Origin of the sequence: Pseudovibrio ascidiaceicola, assembly GCF_900114245.1 — a bacterium.
GTDB lineage: Bacteria > Pseudomonadota > Alphaproteobacteria > Rhizobiales > Stappiaceae > Pseudovibrio > Pseudovibrio ascidiaceicola.
The window spans coordinates 25,784-42,138 of the sequence record NZ_FOSK01000004.1; the positions used below are offsets into that span (position 1 = coordinate 25,784).

Genomic DNA, 16,355 nt, shown 5'->3' on the forward strand with positions numbered 1-16,355 from the left:
GTATCTTTTGCAGAACAATGATAGGCTAAAAGAGACCGGTGATTACATAGGCAAAATTGATTTCTCACGTTGTTAAACTAGGCAGTCAGCCCTAGCAAAACATGCTCATCAGTGAAAGAGGCTTTGAACGCTGCGGAACTTTCCGAAAGCTTGCTGTGGCTTTACCGCAACTTCTACCTAAGCCCTAACAAGGATACTTTTGGTGTCAATATACAAAAACCCCGGAGCAGGTGCCCCGGGGTCTTTTTTCGAGCCGCAATGTTTAGCTTGCAGGATTGGCGTTGGACTTAAGCTTTCGCTTTAGAGGCTTTTTTCGCTTTTTCCTGCGCAAGATCTACAACATCCTCCGCGCGGCCCTCTACGTAGACGCGACCGTAGTAACCATCGAGAAGGAGCTGTTTGATCTCATCGATCAGTGGGTACCGTGGGTTAGCTCCGGTGCACTGGTCATCGAATGCTTCCACTGCGACTTCGTCGAGCTTCGCCATGAACTGCTCTTCAGTGATGCCCAGATCTTTGAAGCCTGCAGGGATCTCAAGAGCCTTCTTGACGCTTTCTACCCAAGCAACCAGTTTCTCAACCTTTGCTTCACGGCTGTCTCCAGCTGCTGTGAGGCCCAGATGGTCAGCAATATCGCCGTACCGGCATTTTGCCTGAGGGCGCGCATACTGAGAGAATGCGGTCTGTTTGGTTGGGTTATCATTTGAGTTGTAGCGGATCACGTTAGAGATCAGCATGGCATTGGCCAAACCATGCGGTACGTGGAACGCTGCACCTACTTTGTGAGCAATAGAGTGACAAACACCGAGGAAGGAGTTCGCAAATGCGATACCTGCGATGGTTGCGCCATTGTGCACTTTCTCACGTGCATTCGGGGATTCAGCACCCTTTTCGTAAGATTCTACGAGGTTCTCTTTGAGGAGTTTGAGAGCCTGCAGAGCCTGACCGTCAGAGTATTCGTTTGCCAGAACAGAGACGTAAGCTTCTGTTGCGTGGGTGATGGCATCAATGCCGCCAAACGCTGTCAGAGACTTCGGCATGTTCATGACAAGGTTCGCATCCACGATTGCCATGTTTGGTGTGAGTTCGTAATCCGCAATTGGGTACTTCATGCCGGTTTCGTCATCAGTCACCACCGCGAACGGGGTTACTTCAGAACCGGTGCCAGAAGTGGTTGGGATTGCAACCATCTTGGCTTTTTCGCCCATTTTAGGGAACTTGTAGATACGCTTACGAATGTCCATGAAGCGCAATGCCAGATCAGCAAAGTCAACTTCCGGATGTTCGTACATGACCCACATGATCTTTGCTGCATCCATTGGGGACCCACCACCAATTGCAACAATCACATCTGGCTTGAATGCCTTACACAGGTCAGCGCCTTTGCGCACGATGGACAGTGTTGGATCAGCCTCTACTTCGTAGAAGACATCTGTTTCCATGCCCAGGCCTTTGAGAACACGAACAGTCTCATCAGCGTAGCCATTCTTGAACAAGAACCCATCGGTTACGATCAGTGCGCGCTTTTTGCCTTCCAAATCACCCAGAGCGATTGGCAGACAGCCGCGACGGAAGTAAATGGATTCAGGCAGTTTGTGCCACAGCATGTTTTCAGCTCGCTTCGCAACGGTCTTTTTGTTGATCAGGTGCTTTGGACCTACGTTCTCACTGATGGAGTTACCACCCCAAGAGCCGCAGCCCAGTGTGAGGCTTGGCGCGAGGGAGAAGTTGTAAAGGTCACCAATGCCGCCGTGGGATGCAGGAGAGTTGATGAGAATACGGGCAGTCTTCATCCGACGGCCAAATTCTTTCACGCGATCTGCACAACGGTCCTGGTCTGTATAGAAGACTGAGGTGTGACCGATGCCGCCCATGGTGACGAGCTTTTCAGCGGTGTCACATGCGTCTTCAAAACTTTTTGCCTTGTACATGGCAAGCGTTGGAGACAGCTTTTCGTGTGCGAAGGCTTCGGCTTCGCTGGCTTCGGTGACTTCACCGATCAGGATCTTGGTGCCAGCAGGAACCTTTACGCCTGCCATTTCGGCAATTTTTGGTGCTGGCTGACCTACGATAGCTGCGTTGAGACCGCCGTTTTTCAGCAGTACATCTTTAACAGCCTGAAGTTCTTTACCTTTCAGCACGTAGCCCTGGTGGCTGGAGAAGCGCTCTTTAACCTGCTCGTAGATTTCCTCGACAACAATGACAGACTGCTCAGATGCGCAGATCACGCCGTTATCGAATGTCTTGGACATGAGAACAGAAGCAACGAGGCGCTTCACGTCGGCAAACTCATCAACCACAACCGGGGTGTTACCTGCGCCCACGCCGATGGCTGGTTTACCAGAGGAGTAAGCTGCCTTCACCATGCCCGGGCCACCGGTTGCGAGGATCAGGTTGATCTCATCGTGTGTCATCAACGCGTTGGAGAGTTCCACTGTTGGAACGTCAATCCAGCCGATGATGTCTTTTGGCGCGCCAGCTTTGATCGCTGCATCCAAAACGATGCGAGCAGCTTCATTGGTTGCCAGTTTTGCACGAGGGTGTGGGCTGAAGATGATACCGTTGCGGGTCTTCAAAGAAATCAATGCTTTAAAGATCGCAGTAGATGTCGGGTTTGTAGTGGGAACGATGCCGCAGATGATGCCTGTTGGTTCTGCAATGGTGATGGTACCAAAAGTGTCATCTTCATCGAGGATACCGCAGGTCTTTTCATCCTTGTATTTGTTGTAGATGTATTCGGAAGCAAACTGGTTTTTGATAACCTTGTCTTCCATGACGCCCATACCGGTTTCTTCAACCGCCATACGGGAGAGTGGGATGCGAGCATCCGCAGCAGCCAAAGCCGCCGCACGGAAAATCTTATCTACCTGCTCTTGTGTGTATGTAGCGTAAGTCCGTTGCGCTTTCTTAACCCGAGCAACCAGGGCGTCTAATTCTTCGCGATTAGTGACAGGCATTCTCTTCTCCGTAGGCAAGATCCGAAGCAGAAACGTGACAGACTATCCGTAGTTGTCACAAAACAGCTCTAGGGAGGAAACCGCTCTTCTGTTCGACACAGATATTATTGGGTCACATTGTACTTTAGGCGCATGACTTAAGTCAAAAATCAGAGATATATGAATAGGATGTCATAAAACTGGCCATCTGAAGGCTGCTTTCAGAGACTGGAATCACCATAAAAGCCAAACTTGTCATTTATTGCATAGCATTGCATACAGTTTTCACTGGTGATGCCAGTGATATTATACTTTTATTTCAATGACTTAATGATGAACGAGAGTAGGCATATGACTGAGAGGCAGCAAGCGATTTGCTTATAGGACAAGTACTCTGTCTTATACTGTGCGAAAGTTCTTTTTCTGCAATAATTTGACGGTAGTTTCACCTAGTGCTTGTGAATAGTGCGCTCTGGCTGCACAAAATACGATATTACCCGTATTTAATGTGACTCATTTTTACAAATTCCATGAGTCTGGCAGGTATTGGCGACTTACAGATCCCAAAACGGACAGGAAGCTGTAAAGGTATTGTATTCACCACCTATGGGATGACGCAGCTCAAGCGTCTGTGCGTGAAGCTGCAATCGCTCTGAGAACATCAGCGCCTCTCCGTTTGCGTAGAAGCGGTCTCCCACAATGACATGCCCAAGCGCGAGCATGTGTACGCGGAGCTGGTGAGAGCGACCTGTGACTGGCATCAGCTTTACAAGGGTCGTCGCTTCCTCACGGCGGACAACTTCCCAGCGCGTGAGTGCTGAACGGCCCTGCTCATGGTCAACCATCTGCTTTGGGCGATTGGGCCAGTCACATCTTAAAGGGAGGTCAACCTCCCCTTGATCCTCAGAGACATGTCCCCACACACGGGCAATATAAGTCTTTCGCGTCATACGCTTTTCGAATTGAAGCCCGACATGACGGTGTGCGTCTTTGTTCATGGCCATAACAAGCAGGCCAGAGGTGTCCATATCCAACCGATGGATGGTTGTTGCTGTTGGGTAGGTGGATTGTGCACGGCTTTCCAGACAGTCCTTATGCTCATCTGCGCGACCGGGTACACTCAGCAAACCACTTGGCTTGTTGAGGACCAGAAGCTGCTCATCCTGATGGACGACATCAAGAAAAGGCTCCATAGGCGGTGCATAGATAAAGGATGGGCTCGGACTGTTCATGGGGGCGCTTATAACGGCTTGCGGGCAAACGTCAACGGATGAGCCACTGCCTGTGTTGTACGAGACTGCGACGGCCCCATATAACCGTCAGTATCCTGTTTTATGAGGCTTTCATGATTGGCAATTTTAATTCTGAGTTTGAAAAGGTCACTGACTACTGGTCCCCTCGCGTCGTCGCTCAAGTGAACGACCAGTATGTTAAGGTCGCCAAGGTCAAAGGAGATCTCGCCTGGCACAAGCATGATGAGGAAGACGAGCTCTTCTATGTTGTGAAAGGCAGTGTCATTATTGAGTACGAAGGGGAAACCGTTACCCTGAATGAGGGCGACTTTCATGTTGTCCCCAAAGGTAAAATGCACAACCCGGTTGCTCAAGAGGAATGCTGGATCGTGCTTATCGAACCTGTCGCCACAAAGCACACGGGCGATGTTGAGACTGAGAAGACGAAGTCTTTGGCAGATCAGCTGGCATAACGCCCTACTAAGGCAGCAGGGCTAATCCCGAATAAGCGGAATCTGGTGTCTTTACATTCAACGCATGCTGAATTACGCTTACGTTAACACGATGCCTGATGCGTAATACGTAGTGCGCTACCTAGGACACCTTAGGCATCTGCCCGGATTTTTCAAACACTGTAATTTAACAGATGGAGGGAACAAATATGAGCATGGACGCACTTTTGAATGACCTGAAAGGCCGCGTAGAATCCAGCGACTTTGACAGCTCAATCAAGTTTGACTGTGGTGACGAAGGTGTTCTGGTGATTGATGGCAATTCCATCTCCACCGACAACAAAGACGTTGATTGCACAATCGGCGTTACCTTTGAAGACCTTCAGTCTCTGATTGCTGGCGATCTGGATCCAACAGCAGCATTCATGCAGGGCAAGTTCACTATTGATGGTGACATGAGCGTTGCAATGAAACTTAGCCAGCTGATGTAATCTCGGCTGCTAAAAGATCGTGCATTCGGGCCAGGTGCCCGGATGCCACATAGACTAAAGTCTACGCGGATTCCTGCATTCTATGCTCGATAAGTTGCTGCAAAAACATCGCCCAGTGCTCGATATAAGCCTGCTTATCTTCTTCTTTCATAAACAAACCATCCGAACTGATCAGACCTGTCATCATCTGACGTGAAGCTGTGATGAGCGTCCGCGCGATTGTTTGACTTATTTTATTACTATCGAATATCGCGAGAATTCGATCGTCAGTCACTTTTGCGAAATTATCGAAGGTGGGTTTGATGCGGCGACGCAGCGAGTCCTCTGTTCGCGCTGCAACAAGAATTTCCACCATGGTGAGATACTCAGGAGAGTTCGCCTGATTCGTCCACCATTTGATAGTCAGCTCAGAAATTCTGCTTTTATCCTCACCGATTTCGTTCAACCACTCCAAAGTTAATCGAACGGATTTGGCGAGCAACCTTTCCAGAACAAAGACCATCAGATCTTCTTTAGTCGGGAAATGATGCTGCAGCGCACCCTGCGAAAATCTGGTCTTTTCGGTAATTTTCTTAATAGATGCACGGTGATAGCCAAATTCGTGCAAACAGCTGATAGCCGCAAGGAGGATCTCCTTACGCATGCGGTCACTCTTCTCTGCCTGAGTAGATTTTCGCGTTTCGCCGGTATCTTGAAAATTATTTTCCATGGAGCCTCACATCAACGCTTGTAAAAAAACCATATGCATGTATTTTTTTCAAGAGATAAGACGAAACACGTAGTGCATAGTTTAGGGAGGAGAAATTATGTATCGGGAGCGTCAGTCCACTGTTGGAACCCTAAGGGAGAAGGTTTCCATGCACACTGTTATTATTGGTGATCCACATCCGGCATTTTCCAGAGCACTTGCGAGTATCTACTCCAATGAATGCCATGGCGTGAATGTACTTGTGACAAAGAGCTTTTCCGAGTTGCAGACTTGGGTAGAACTTCACCCTTCCGCAGTGGTACTTGTGAACCCTCGTATGAAGGGGGCACCAGGACTCGGCACAGCATCCGCGCTGCTGGAGACCTATGAGATTTCCAGCCTTGTCATGCTGCTTGAGCAAGACAATCCGGGCCTTGCGGATTATTTCATCGCCCGCGGTGCAAGTGCAGCTGTTCCAAAGACTGCTGATTTTTCTGTCTTCAAAGCGATTTTGACCGGCGGCACTGTTGAGGTGACCACCGAGTCCGAAGATGCACAGAACGCGTTTGGTATCGACTTTTATGAAGGTCTGGCCAATCTGACACGTCGTCAGGCAACAATTCTGACGTATCTGAAAGAAGGTAAGTTGAACAAACAGATCGCTCATGAGCTCGGTATCTCCGAAGCGACCGTGAAGCATCATGTTTCTGCACTGCTGAGCACTCTGGGCTTTTACTCCCGCTCTCAGCTGGTCGCAATGATCAATGAGCTGGGCATCAACGTGGATTATCGTGGCGGGAACCGCAAAGCGGCGCGTGCCAAGACCAATGCACGCCGCGGAGCCAATGGCTACAAGATTTCAGGCGCAGGCGCTGGTGTGACACCGTCCTCCACATTGCAGCCAACGTATGTTGCAGCTCCTTAAACGGAACTGACACACCTGTGGCGAGAATACCGCTCCCTCGCCGCAGATTATTCTCCTTCCTTTTACGAGTGTTACAGCAACGGCCAGTCCAACAGATGGCGTTGCTGTAGCTCTCTTGCCACAGCAAGCGATTTGTTTCTTCAGTTTGACTGTTTGCGCCTTACACGCACTTGCCGTTACGTCATCTTTTCCTCATTATTGATTTTGTAGGCTCCCAAGGCCCGGCTTCAATCTTTAAGAGGACTAGAAAACTGTGCAGCCAAGCGATTTTGCCAGTTTGAGCGACCTTGAGGTCATTTGGAGCGATCATGGCGGTATATGTCCGATCCCCACGCGCACCCTTGTTGCTTCTGATTTGCTCTTAAGCATCGGTCCCTCACCGGACAGAGAGTTCGACCAGACGTTTCAACGCATTTCTGGTGCGCTTGTACTCGCCTATGGGGATCCGCTTTATAATGGTGGGCTCCGCATTATAGATGAAGCTGTAGCGCCTGAGCAGAACCAGTTGAACCTTGTGTTTTCGTCCAAACATCAAGGCCACTTCAACACGGTTAGCCATGAGGCCTTCTACAACAACGAAAATGCGTTGTATGTTCCGTTTCGCAATTGGAGCGAAGTACATCCAGAGGACGACATCGAAAGTCTGTTTGGGGATTACTCACCCGGCATCTTTCTGAGATACGTAGTGAGTGAACGTACACGGTCCTTCCCAGATATCCTTGTAAGACTTGCAGAACGCGCCACTGGGTTACAGGTGTGTAGTAAGAACCGATCCTTGCTGTTTTCCAGCCTCTCCGAACTTCGGCGAAAACTTCCAAGTGATCTTATTCTTGTCGATGGTAGCGGGTTTGGCGGCCAACCAACATCGCGCCAACAGAAGAAACCTCTGCTTTACACGACAAACTGGATTTCGCGAGAACTGATCGAACCTTCAGAGCTGCATCACACAGAAAGCGATGTACCCAGCCTCTTTGATTTACGGCGCAGGTTCTCACTCAGCTCCTGAGGAGCTTTCCAACTTTTCTTGGCAGGATGCACATGTGCCTTTGATTTCGATGGAGGTTGATTTGGCATCAAAGCCATTCGCGCTGGCCCAACCGCTCAGAATTTCCGCGACATCATTGTCGGCAAATTCCAGCGCCTTGCCGCAGGATTCACAAATCGCAAAGCCAACCATCTCAACAGAATGACATGAAGGGTGTGCGCAAGCGACGAAGGCGTTCATGCTTTCAAGGCGGTGGATCAGACCCAATCCGATGAGTTTATCCAGGGCACGGTAGACTTGTAGTGGCGCGCGAAGTCCCTCAGAGCGAAGTTGATCCAGAATGGAGTACGCGCTCATAGGTGCATCTGAAGCGCACAGCAGATCCAAAACCAGACGCTGATTTTTTGTGAGCTTCACTTCTGCAGTTGCCATTGCCACTTCTTTCACCCTGGAGTTCGTCGCGTTCATATGCATTCACGCATCACGCTCAAACTCTTTCCTCTCAAGCGTATTCTTAATCCGAAAACCGAAACCACTTTTCGGGAATTCGCTATTGCCCTCGCTCCTTTCCCAATACTCCGTTTATGAGCCGGGATGCAAACAATGAAAGCAAAAATAAGCACAAGCTAGCCACAACGATAGATGGACCGGACGCGCTGTCAAACTGCAATGACCCTTCCAGACCAAGGATAACACTCGCCACACCGATGATAGACGAGGCAATGGCCATTTGCTCTGGTGTTCTGGCAAACCAGCGCGCTGTAGCAGCAGGGATGATCAGGAGCGCTGTGATCAGCAGAACACCCACGATTTTCATAGCAATCGCGATAATAGCAGCCATCATGACCATAAAGACCAGCTGTGTCAGGTCAGGATTGAAACCTTCTGCTTCCGCCAGTTCCCGATTAACCGTGGACGCCAACAATGGACGCCAGAGGAAGTACATCAAACCGAGAATGACTGCGGCACAAACATAAATTGCAATGACGTCTTCATTGCCGACAGCGAGGATATCGCCAAACAGCAGTGAGAGAAGATCGAAGCGCACAGAACTCATGAAGGCAATCAGGACCATGCCGAGTGCAAGGGCAGAGTGCGAGAGCAGCCCTAGCAAAGCATCGGTTGAAAGTGAGCCGCGTTTTTGCAAGATGAGCAGGCACAGCGAGACCGTCACAGTCACACCCAGTACACCCACCATGAGGTTGATGTTCAACAGGAAGGCAAGTGCAACGCCGAGGAGCGCTGAGTGGGACATGGTATCGCCGAAATAGGCCATCCGACGCCAGACAACGAAACAGCCAAGAGGTCCGCTTACGAGAGCAAGTCCAATCCCGGCCAACATGGCTCTTAGAATAAAATCATCCATGATTGCAGCAGTCTCCAGAATCCCCTTTGGAAGGAACGATTGTCCCGTCGGCCTTGTGGCTGTGGTCGTGATGGTGGTGGTAGATCGCAAGAGACTGTGACGCCGCATCTCCGAAGAGCTGCTTGTAGGCATCCGAGGCTGCCACATGTTCTGGTGCACCGCTGCAGCACACATGGCCGTTGAGGCAGACCACCGTATCTGTTTGTGCCATCACCACATGCAGGTCGTGTGAAATGAGCAGGATACCGCAGTTCAATTCCTCGCGAATTTTGAGGATCAGGTTGTAAAGAGCGATTTCGCCAGAATAGTCGACACCCTGCACTGGCTCATCCAGAACGAGGAGGTCTGGGCTGCGCAGGATTGCTCTTGCCAACAGAGCTCTTTGATATTCACCACCCGAAAGTTGCTGCACATTGGAATCGATGAGATGGGAGATACCGGTTTTCTCCAGCACTCTATCAATCTCTATCTTCGAGGGTTTGGCGGTCAGGCTCATCAAGCGGCGGACGGTCAGTGGCATTGTCCAATCCACGGCAAGCTTTTGAGGAACGTAGCCAACTTTGAGGTTGGGTTTGCGTTTGATCTTTCCGGCATCTGCTTTCAACACGCCCAATGCGGTTTTTGCAGTCGTGCTTTTACCAGCGCCATTCGGCCCGATGAGCGTTACGATCTCACCAGCTTTCACACTCAGAGTTACATTCTGGATCAACCAACGACCTTGTCGTTTGATCCCAACTCCATCCATCTCAATCAATTGCACAATAGGCACCTCAACTCACCGTGGGCAGCACCACGAAGGGGATGGCTTTTATATGTTATGTAATAATATTACACAAATAAAATATTCGTTGATTTCACAGTGAGTGCAAAAAAGCCGGAGCAATGCCCCGGCTATTTGATGCTTGATTTTCGGAGTTTCGCTTATGCAGGTTCGCGCATTGCCCGGACAGCCGTTTCAACACCGCGCAACTCTGCAAGGCCGCGTAGACGACCTACCGCCGGATAACCCGGTGCAGATTTCATTTGCAGGTCTGAGAGCATGGCATGGCCGTGATCTGGCCGGAACGGGATTAGATCATCAGAACCCGCTGCTTTTCTGCGCTCTTCTTCATCCACCAAAGCTGAGATCACACCAACCATATCAACGTCGCCGGTCAGATGATCTGCTTCGTGGAACGACAGCGGATTGTCTTCGCGTTTGGTCGCCCGCAGATGGACGAAATGAATACGCTGCGCGTATCGCTCTACAATGCCTACAAGATCATTATCAGGCCGAACACCCAGAGAGCCAGTGCAGAATGTAAAGCCGTTCTCAGGTACATCGACTGCCTTCGAAATATATTCGTAATCAGATTCAGTGGAGCAAACCCGCGGCAAGCCCAAAAGAGGACGTGGAGGATCATCCGGGTGGATTGCCATAAGTGCACCGGTTTCTACACACACTGGAATAACCTCTTTGAGGAACAACGCCAGATGCTCTCGCAGTTTATCTGCATCCATGCCGTTGTAGCGTTCCAGGTGGGCGCGAATGTCTGCAACTGTGTAGGATTCTTCTGAGCCTGGAAGCCCTGCAAGGATCGTTTTGACCAATCCGTCTTTATCTTCCTGAGACATCCCCTCGAAGACAGCAGTTGCGCGTGCAACTTCTTCTGCTGAGTATTCTTCTTTAGCGTTCGGGCGCTCAAGAATGAAGATATCAAAGGCTGTGAAGACATCTGCGTCAAAGCGAAGACAGGTCGCGCCTGTTTCCAGTTCATAGGTCAGATCTGTTCGTGTCCAGTCCAGTACAGGCATGAAGTTGTAGCAAATCTTGGTGATGCCACAGGCCACCAGATTGCGGATGGACTGCTTATAGGTCTCGATATACTTTTCGAAATCCCCAGTGCGCGTTTTTATATGTTCATGTACCGGAACACTTTCGACAACAGACCAGACGAGACCGGCAGCTTCGATCTCATCTTTGCGCTTTTGAATTTCTTCAACTGGCCACACTTCGCCATTCGGGATGTGGTGGAGAGCAGTGACAATGCCCGTTGCCCCTGCCTGCCGAACATCTTTGAGGGTGACCGGATCATGTGGGCCATACCAGCGCCAAGTCTGTTCCATGTTTAGCTCTTTGCTTTTCAAATTTTGGGGCCAAGGCCCGGTTTAACATTTCACTTCGGTTATTTTTTGAGATCGTTCACCGCAGCCAGCGGATCTGTATCAAACAGGTACGCATCAAATGCAGGGTCATCGACATCGGAGAGTTCCAGCAGTGTCATTCGCACATTCTCCAGATGCTGCCACATGGCTTGTCGCGCCATTTGTGGGTCCCGGCATTGCAGCGCGGTTAGGATTGCCTGGTGATCATCCAACCATTTGATCTGATAGCCTTGGTCGAAAATGCGCTGGTGCAGTTGCTCCCACATGCGGGAACGCTTGCGCAATGTCCAAAGGTGCTCAACAGATTCGGTCAACACGGAGTTCTGGCTCGCCTGCGCAACCAGTCGATGGAACTCCTCATCAGCTTTATGGCTTCCAGAACCGGATTCTATCTCAACCCGCTCCTTTGCCAGCGTCTCACGCATCTGCATCACATCGGCTTTGGTTGCCATTGTTGCGGCAAATGCTGCGATATTGCTCTCTAGAAGCTGGCGTGCCTGCAGCAGCTCAAACGGCCCGATGTCCTGTTCCAATGAACTGTCTGGTGTCACGTCACCCGGCAGACCAAGAACATAAGTACCCGAGCCTTTGCGCACATCAACGAGGCCCTGCACTTCGAGCATGATCATCGCGTCTCTTACCAATGACCGGCTGACGCCCAGATCTTCAGAAATCTTGCGCTCTGTGGGGAGCTTGTCACCAATGGCAAATGCACCGTTCGCCAAATCGCGAACCAGTTCTTCTGCCACATCCTGATAACGTCTTCTGTTCGAGTCTAATGTCATGGTGCAATCCAGATCAGTTTTTCGCTTTCAGCTCTGCATAAAAATCTGCAAGAAGTTTGAAGGCTGTTTTCTTGGTTTTCTTGTCTGAGGCAATCAAGCCTTTGCGGTTCCAACCTTGCTGGAACATATTCTGTCGACGTTCGACACGGAAATCATAGAGAATCCAAGGTGAGATGCCCTTCACGAATTCTCGCTGGCGCAAGGTTGCAATTTGCTTGCGGTAGACCTCGGCCATATAGCTTTCACTAAAGAAGCCCTTTTCCAGTTTCCCTTCACCGATGTAACCATCAGCACCAGTTTCAGAGATGACCACAGGTTTGCCCGGCTCGGAGTTGTCCAGGAAATCGATCAGGTCTTCGAAGTTCTCCTCATACCAGCCGTAATACTCGTTGATGCCGATCACATTGATGTGCTGGATCAGGCGATCCTCGATACGGTTCTTGGCATGGTTTACGAGACACGCAGCCGAGGTCAGGCGTGTTGGGTCTATCTCTCTTGCGGTATCGACCAGTTGCTTCATGAAGGAGAGGCGCTCGTCTGTGTCCGGATTCTCATTGCCAACAGACCAGATGACGACAGATGCTCTGTTGCGATCACGTTTGATCAGCTCCTGAAGCTGATTTCTTGCGTCTTTTAGGGTATTCGGGTTCTTGAAGTCGATTGCCCAGTAAACCGGTATCTCTTCCCAAAGAAGAATACCTTCACGATCGGCCATTTTGGCGGCGCGTTCATCATGCGGGTAGTGGGCGAACCGCATGAAGTTGCAGTTCAGCTCCTTGGCATGTTGGAACCGTTGCTCCAGATCTTCATCACGTAAGACTTTGCCGGTGAACTCGTCATCCTCGTGCACGGAGATGCCTCGGAAAAAAATTGGTTTGCCATTGAGCAGAACGTCCGTTCCAACCTGCTCTATCTGACGAAATCCGATCATGTCTTCAACACGATCGTCTCCAACTGAGGCTGTTACCTGATAGAGGCGTGGGTGCTCTGGTGACCACAGTTCTGGCCTAGCTGGGATGACCAGTTTTCCGAATCCGTCTTCATCGACGGAAACCTCAGTCTTGATGCCCAGTTCTTTGAACTCGACTGTAACGGATGCCCTGCCCGGACCGCTGACTTGCAGCTCAACCGCGATTTTATCGTAGGAGTTATCGGGGACTAGGTAGGCGAAGAAATCTGAAATGAATGTTTTCGGGGTTCTATAGAGTTCAACATCCCGATAGATGCCACCGTAATTGAACCAGTCTGTATTTCGCATTGGCACGCGGTCGAGGGTGCGGGTGTTGTTCACGCACAGCATTAACCAGTTGCGTCCCGGTTTTGCGTGTTTGGTGAGCTCGACATTGAAGGGAGTGGATCCGCCGTAGTGGTTGCCGAGAAACTCGCCATTCAGGAACACCTTACAATCATACTGCGCTGCTCCAACTCTTAGGAACAAGCGCTCATCTTCTGGCAGTTCTTCCAGATCCAGCGGGCGTGTGTACCACGCACTACCTTCAAAAAAATACCATTTGTCCTTGAGCATAGACCAGCACGAAGGAACTGGAACGGTTTCGCCTGCATAAGGGTCGTAATCGTAAGGCTCAGTCTTATCTTCTGGTGCTTCTGGCGTGAAAGAGAACCATTTTTGGCGCAGGCCAGTATCCAGCAGGTCAACGCAGAAGTTCCACTCTCCGTTTAGCGACTCAGCTTTACGGCCACCTGTGAAAATCAGCGTGCTGCTGTTCAGATTCTGCTTATTGAAAGGGACGTCATAATCCTCATCATGCAAGCAAGCCAGGCCATTATCGGCACCTTCCATCCGCTCAAGCATCACTGATCCTCGTTGACCAATATTGGTTTCGTCGTTGTTGGGACCTCAGTCCGAGTTGGTCGACCTATTTAGGTGTATCTGAACAAACAGGGTGATTACGTCATTGAGTTGAAAACCGTCACACTGGAACTTCTCTACACTCAAAGAGCGCCGTCATTCCGCAACGTATGTATCAAACCAACAACCCAAACTCTCAAGCTACTGTTATAAATAGTTTAAATAGCTAATTGAGAGTTTTCTCCCCTTTCCTTCGCCTCTGAATACATCTTTCAACATACTACCGCTGGTTTGCACCTCGCCCACCTCCACATCTTCTTTTTAAAACAAGAGGTCAGAGCATTTCCACTGGTAACGTTGAAATGTGGAGAAAGGAGATCAACCAAACCTCTCTCCACACATGTCACATTTGTACAAAACTGCGACATTGTCAAACCATTTTATCATATTGGTTGACCAATAATCAAAAATCAGCAATTAATTAGGAGAGAGGTAATTTAATAGGATTCATTGGATATCCGTAGATCTGCAGATCTCCAATTGAAACCCTCTCACGAATTCAAGGTCTCTTGAGCAACACCTCAGGAGAAATTGGTCGCCCACTGTAGATTCTTTCTGCATACTAAGCCCGCGCCTTCACCTGGATTAGGGAAATAAAATGCAAGCGCTGACCAAAATAGTTAACACGATCCTCAAGGCCGTCACGGTGTCGGTTTTTGTCGTGCTCGTGGTGTGTGTGGTTTGGCAGGTTTTTTCGAGATACGTTCTTGGCACGCCAAGTACCGTGACCGATGAACTTGCTCGTTTCATGTTTATGTGGATCGGCCTGATTGGTGCGGCCTATACGCTTGGGATGCGAAGACATCTGGCAATTGACCTTTTAACCGGCTCTCTGGTCGGCAAACGGAAATTGCTCTCAGATTACTTCATCATTCTGGCGATCGCCTTCTTCTCAGGTGTTGTCATGCTTTACGGCGGCGGACAGTTGGTCCTGAAGACACTCGCCAATGGGCAGGTCTCGCCCGCTCTTCGCGTCCCAATGGGTTACATCTACGCAGCTATTCCGTTCTCTGGCGGCATCATGCTGTTCTATTGCGTTGAGTTCTTCATTGGTCTCGTCAATGGCACAGGTACAGGTCCAAACGACCAGATGCCTGACGCTGCTGATCCTGCTGCTAAATAAGAGTAAGTCTGATGGAATTTTTAAGTAGTGAGCTTCAAAGCGGTCTTATTCTGTTTGGCGTGTTTGGCGTTCTTGTCACGCTTGGTGTGCCGATTTCCTTTGCAATCGGGTTGGCTGCCACCGCAACAATCACCTTCCTGATCTCGTTTGATCAGGCTCTTTTTGTTGTTTCGCAGAAGATGGCCAGTGGTTTGGACAGCTTTACGCTGTTAGCGATCCCGTTCTTCATTCTTGCTGGCAACATCATGAACTCTGGCGGTATCGCGCGCCGTTTGATTGAGCTGGCTAAGATCGTCGGGGGGCGCTTGCCGGGGGCTCTGGCACACGTCAATGTGCTGGCGAACATGCTGTTTGGCTCCATTTCCGGCTCTGCTGTGGCCTCTGCCGCTGCAATCGGCGGCATCATGTCTCCGCTACAGCGCAAAGAAGGTTATGACCCTGCCTTTTCTGCTGCAGTGAATGCAGCCTCCTGCCCAACTGGCATGCTGATCCCTCCCTCCTCTACCCTGATCGTTTACTCTCTGATCTCTGGTGGCACATCCGTGGCAACGCTATTCGTTGCAGGGTATTTACCAGGCATTCTGATGGGTCTTGGTGTGATGGTTGTGGCTGGTATCGTTGCAGCGAAACGTGGCTACCCACTGATCCCGCTACCGAGTTTCAAAGAGATCCTCTTCAAGATAGCGGATGCCTTCCTGCCATTGTTGCTCATCTTCATCATCATGGGCGGTATTATTGGCGGCGTCTTTACTGCGACAGAAGCCTCTGCTGTTGCTGTTGTTTATACTCTGCTGCTCGCAGTTGGTATTTACCGGGAAGTTAAAGTCACCGACCTGCCAACCATCATACTTGAGAGTGCTATTACCAGCTCCATCGTGTTGCTGCTGATCGGGTGCTCTATCGGCATGTCCTGGGCCATGACCTTCTCTGACATTCCGTACGCAATTGGTGAAGCTCTGGCGAATGTCTCTGAGAACCCATTCATCATCATGTTGGTGATCAACATCTGCCTGCTGGTAATCGGCACCTTTATGGACATGACCCCTGCGCTGCTGATCTTCACACCGATCTTCCTGCCTGTTGCGACGGAGCTTGGAATGGACCCTGTGCACTTCGGCATCATGATGACCTACAACCTGTGCATCGGCATCATCACACCACCAGTGGGCAGTGCGTTGTTCATCAGCTGCTCTGTGGGCAAGGTTGCTATTCAGGATCTGATCAAACCAATGCTGCCGTTCTATGCTGCAGTGATTTCCATCCTGATGCTGGTGACTTTCATTCCAGAAATTAGCCTGTTCCTGCCACGCGTCATTCTTGGCTACGGCGGATAACAAACAGATACTTTGCAACCATA

Annotated in this window: 15 protein-coding genes; 6 read left to right on the forward strand and 9 right to left on the reverse strand. The window is 50.1% G+C overall.

Annotation, left to right across the window (positions count from 1 at the left end):
* Nucleotides 1-287: 287 nt before the first annotated feature.
* Both adhE and BM231_RS08675 read right to left on the reverse strand, forming a co-directional pair.
* Complete coding sequence (gene adhE, locus BM231_RS08670) at nt 288-2,957, reverse strand: bifunctional acetaldehyde-CoA/alcohol dehydrogenase (protein WP_063301337.1); 2,670 nt, start codon at nt 2,955-2,957, stop codon at nt 288-290.
* Nucleotides 2,958-3,490: 533 nt separating this feature from the next.
* Complete coding sequence (locus tag BM231_RS08675; protein ID WP_093519123.1) at nt 3,491-4,129, reverse strand: pseudouridine synthase; 639 nt, start codon at nt 4,127-4,129, stop codon at nt 3,491-3,493.
* A 152-nt stretch (nt 4,130-4,281) separates the two neighbouring features.
* Between BM231_RS08675 and BM231_RS08680 the strand changes: the two genes are divergently transcribed.
* Both BM231_RS08680 and BM231_RS08685 read left to right on the forward strand, forming a co-directional pair.
* Nucleotides 4,282-4,641, forward strand: a complete 360-nt coding sequence (locus BM231_RS08680; protein WP_093518582.1) for a cupin domain-containing protein — start codon at nt 4,282-4,284, stop codon at nt 4,639-4,641.
* Between the two features lie 188 nt (nt 4,642-4,829).
* Nucleotides 4,830-5,111 carry an SCP2 sterol-binding domain-containing protein gene (locus BM231_RS08685; RefSeq protein WP_057464754.1) on the forward strand — a complete coding sequence of 94 codons (282 nt, stop codon included), beginning with the start codon at nt 4,830-4,832 and terminating at the stop codon, nt 5,109-5,111.
* Between the two features lie 61 nt (nt 5,112-5,172).
* Here the strand turns inward: BM231_RS08685 and BM231_RS08690 are convergent, their stop codons facing one another.
* Nucleotides 5,173-5,820, reverse strand: coding sequence for a TetR/AcrR family transcriptional regulator (locus BM231_RS08690; protein ID WP_063309749.1), 648 nt, complete (start codon nt 5,818-5,820; stop codon nt 5,173-5,175).
* A gap of 148 nt (nt 5,821-5,968) precedes the next feature.
* Here BM231_RS08690 and BM231_RS08695 point away from each other — a divergent pair, with 148 nt between their 5' ends.
* Complete coding sequence (locus BM231_RS08695; protein ID WP_208860220.1) at nt 5,969-6,724, forward strand: response regulator transcription factor; 756 nt, start codon at nt 5,969-5,971, stop codon at nt 6,722-6,724.
* A gap of 253 nt (nt 6,725-6,977) precedes the next feature.
* Entirely contained in the window at nt 6,978-7,730 is a 753-nt protein-coding gene (locus BM231_RS08700) for a hypothetical protein (RefSeq protein ID WP_093518584.1), read from the forward strand.
* Here BM231_RS08700 and BM231_RS08705 read toward each other — a convergent pair.
* The 6 genes from BM231_RS08705 to BM231_RS08730 all read right to left on the reverse strand — a co-directional run bounded on the left by BM231_RS08705 (nt 7,716) and on the right by BM231_RS08730 (nt 13,818).
* A complete protein-coding gene (locus BM231_RS08705; RefSeq protein WP_280142333.1) occupies nt 7,716-8,177 on the reverse strand; it encodes a Fur family transcriptional regulator in 462 nt (153 codons plus the stop codon). The two genes, BM231_RS08700 and BM231_RS08705, sit on opposite strands and share 15 nt — an antisense overlap.
* Nucleotides 8,178-8,259: 82 nt before the next feature.
* Nucleotides 8,260-9,075 carry an iron chelate uptake ABC transporter family permease subunit gene (locus BM231_RS08710; protein WP_093518586.1) on the reverse strand — a complete coding sequence of 272 codons (816 nt, stop codon included), beginning with the start codon at nt 9,073-9,075 and terminating at the stop codon, nt 8,260-8,262.
* Nucleotides 9,068-9,835, reverse strand: coding sequence for an ATP-binding cassette domain-containing protein (locus BM231_RS08715; protein WP_093518588.1), 768 nt, complete (start codon nt 9,833-9,835; stop codon nt 9,068-9,070). The genes BM231_RS08710 and BM231_RS08715 overlap by 8 nt, the downstream gene beginning before the upstream one ends.
* 161 nt (nt 9,836-9,996) lie before the next feature.
* Nucleotides 9,997-11,181, reverse strand: coding sequence for a mannonate dehydratase (uxuA, locus tag BM231_RS08720; protein ID WP_093518590.1), 1,185 nt, complete (start codon nt 11,179-11,181; stop codon nt 9,997-9,999).
* A 59-nt stretch (nt 11,182-11,240) separates the two neighbouring features.
* Nucleotides 11,241-12,005 carry an FCD domain-containing protein gene (locus BM231_RS08725; protein ID WP_093518592.1) on the reverse strand — a complete coding sequence of 255 codons (765 nt, stop codon included), beginning with the start codon at nt 12,003-12,005 and terminating at the stop codon, nt 11,241-11,243.
* Between the two features lie 13 nt (nt 12,006-12,018).
* Nucleotides 12,019-13,818, reverse strand: a complete 1,800-nt coding sequence (locus BM231_RS08730) for a glycoside hydrolase family 2 protein (RefSeq protein WP_093518594.1) — start codon at nt 13,816-13,818, stop codon at nt 12,019-12,021.
* A gap of 655 nt (nt 13,819-14,473) precedes the next feature.
* Here BM231_RS08730 and BM231_RS08735 point away from each other — a divergent pair.
* Together BM231_RS08735 and BM231_RS08740 are read left to right on the forward strand one after the other, a co-directional pair.
* Complete coding sequence (locus BM231_RS08735; RefSeq protein WP_093518596.1) at nt 14,474-14,998, forward strand: TRAP transporter small permease; 525 nt, start codon at nt 14,474-14,476, stop codon at nt 14,996-14,998.
* A gap of 11 nt (nt 14,999-15,009) precedes the next feature.
* A complete protein-coding gene (locus BM231_RS08740) occupies nt 15,010-16,332 on the forward strand; it encodes a TRAP transporter large permease (protein ID WP_063301348.1) in 1,323 nt (440 codons plus the stop codon).
* Nucleotides 16,333-16,355: the final 23 nt, after the last annotated feature.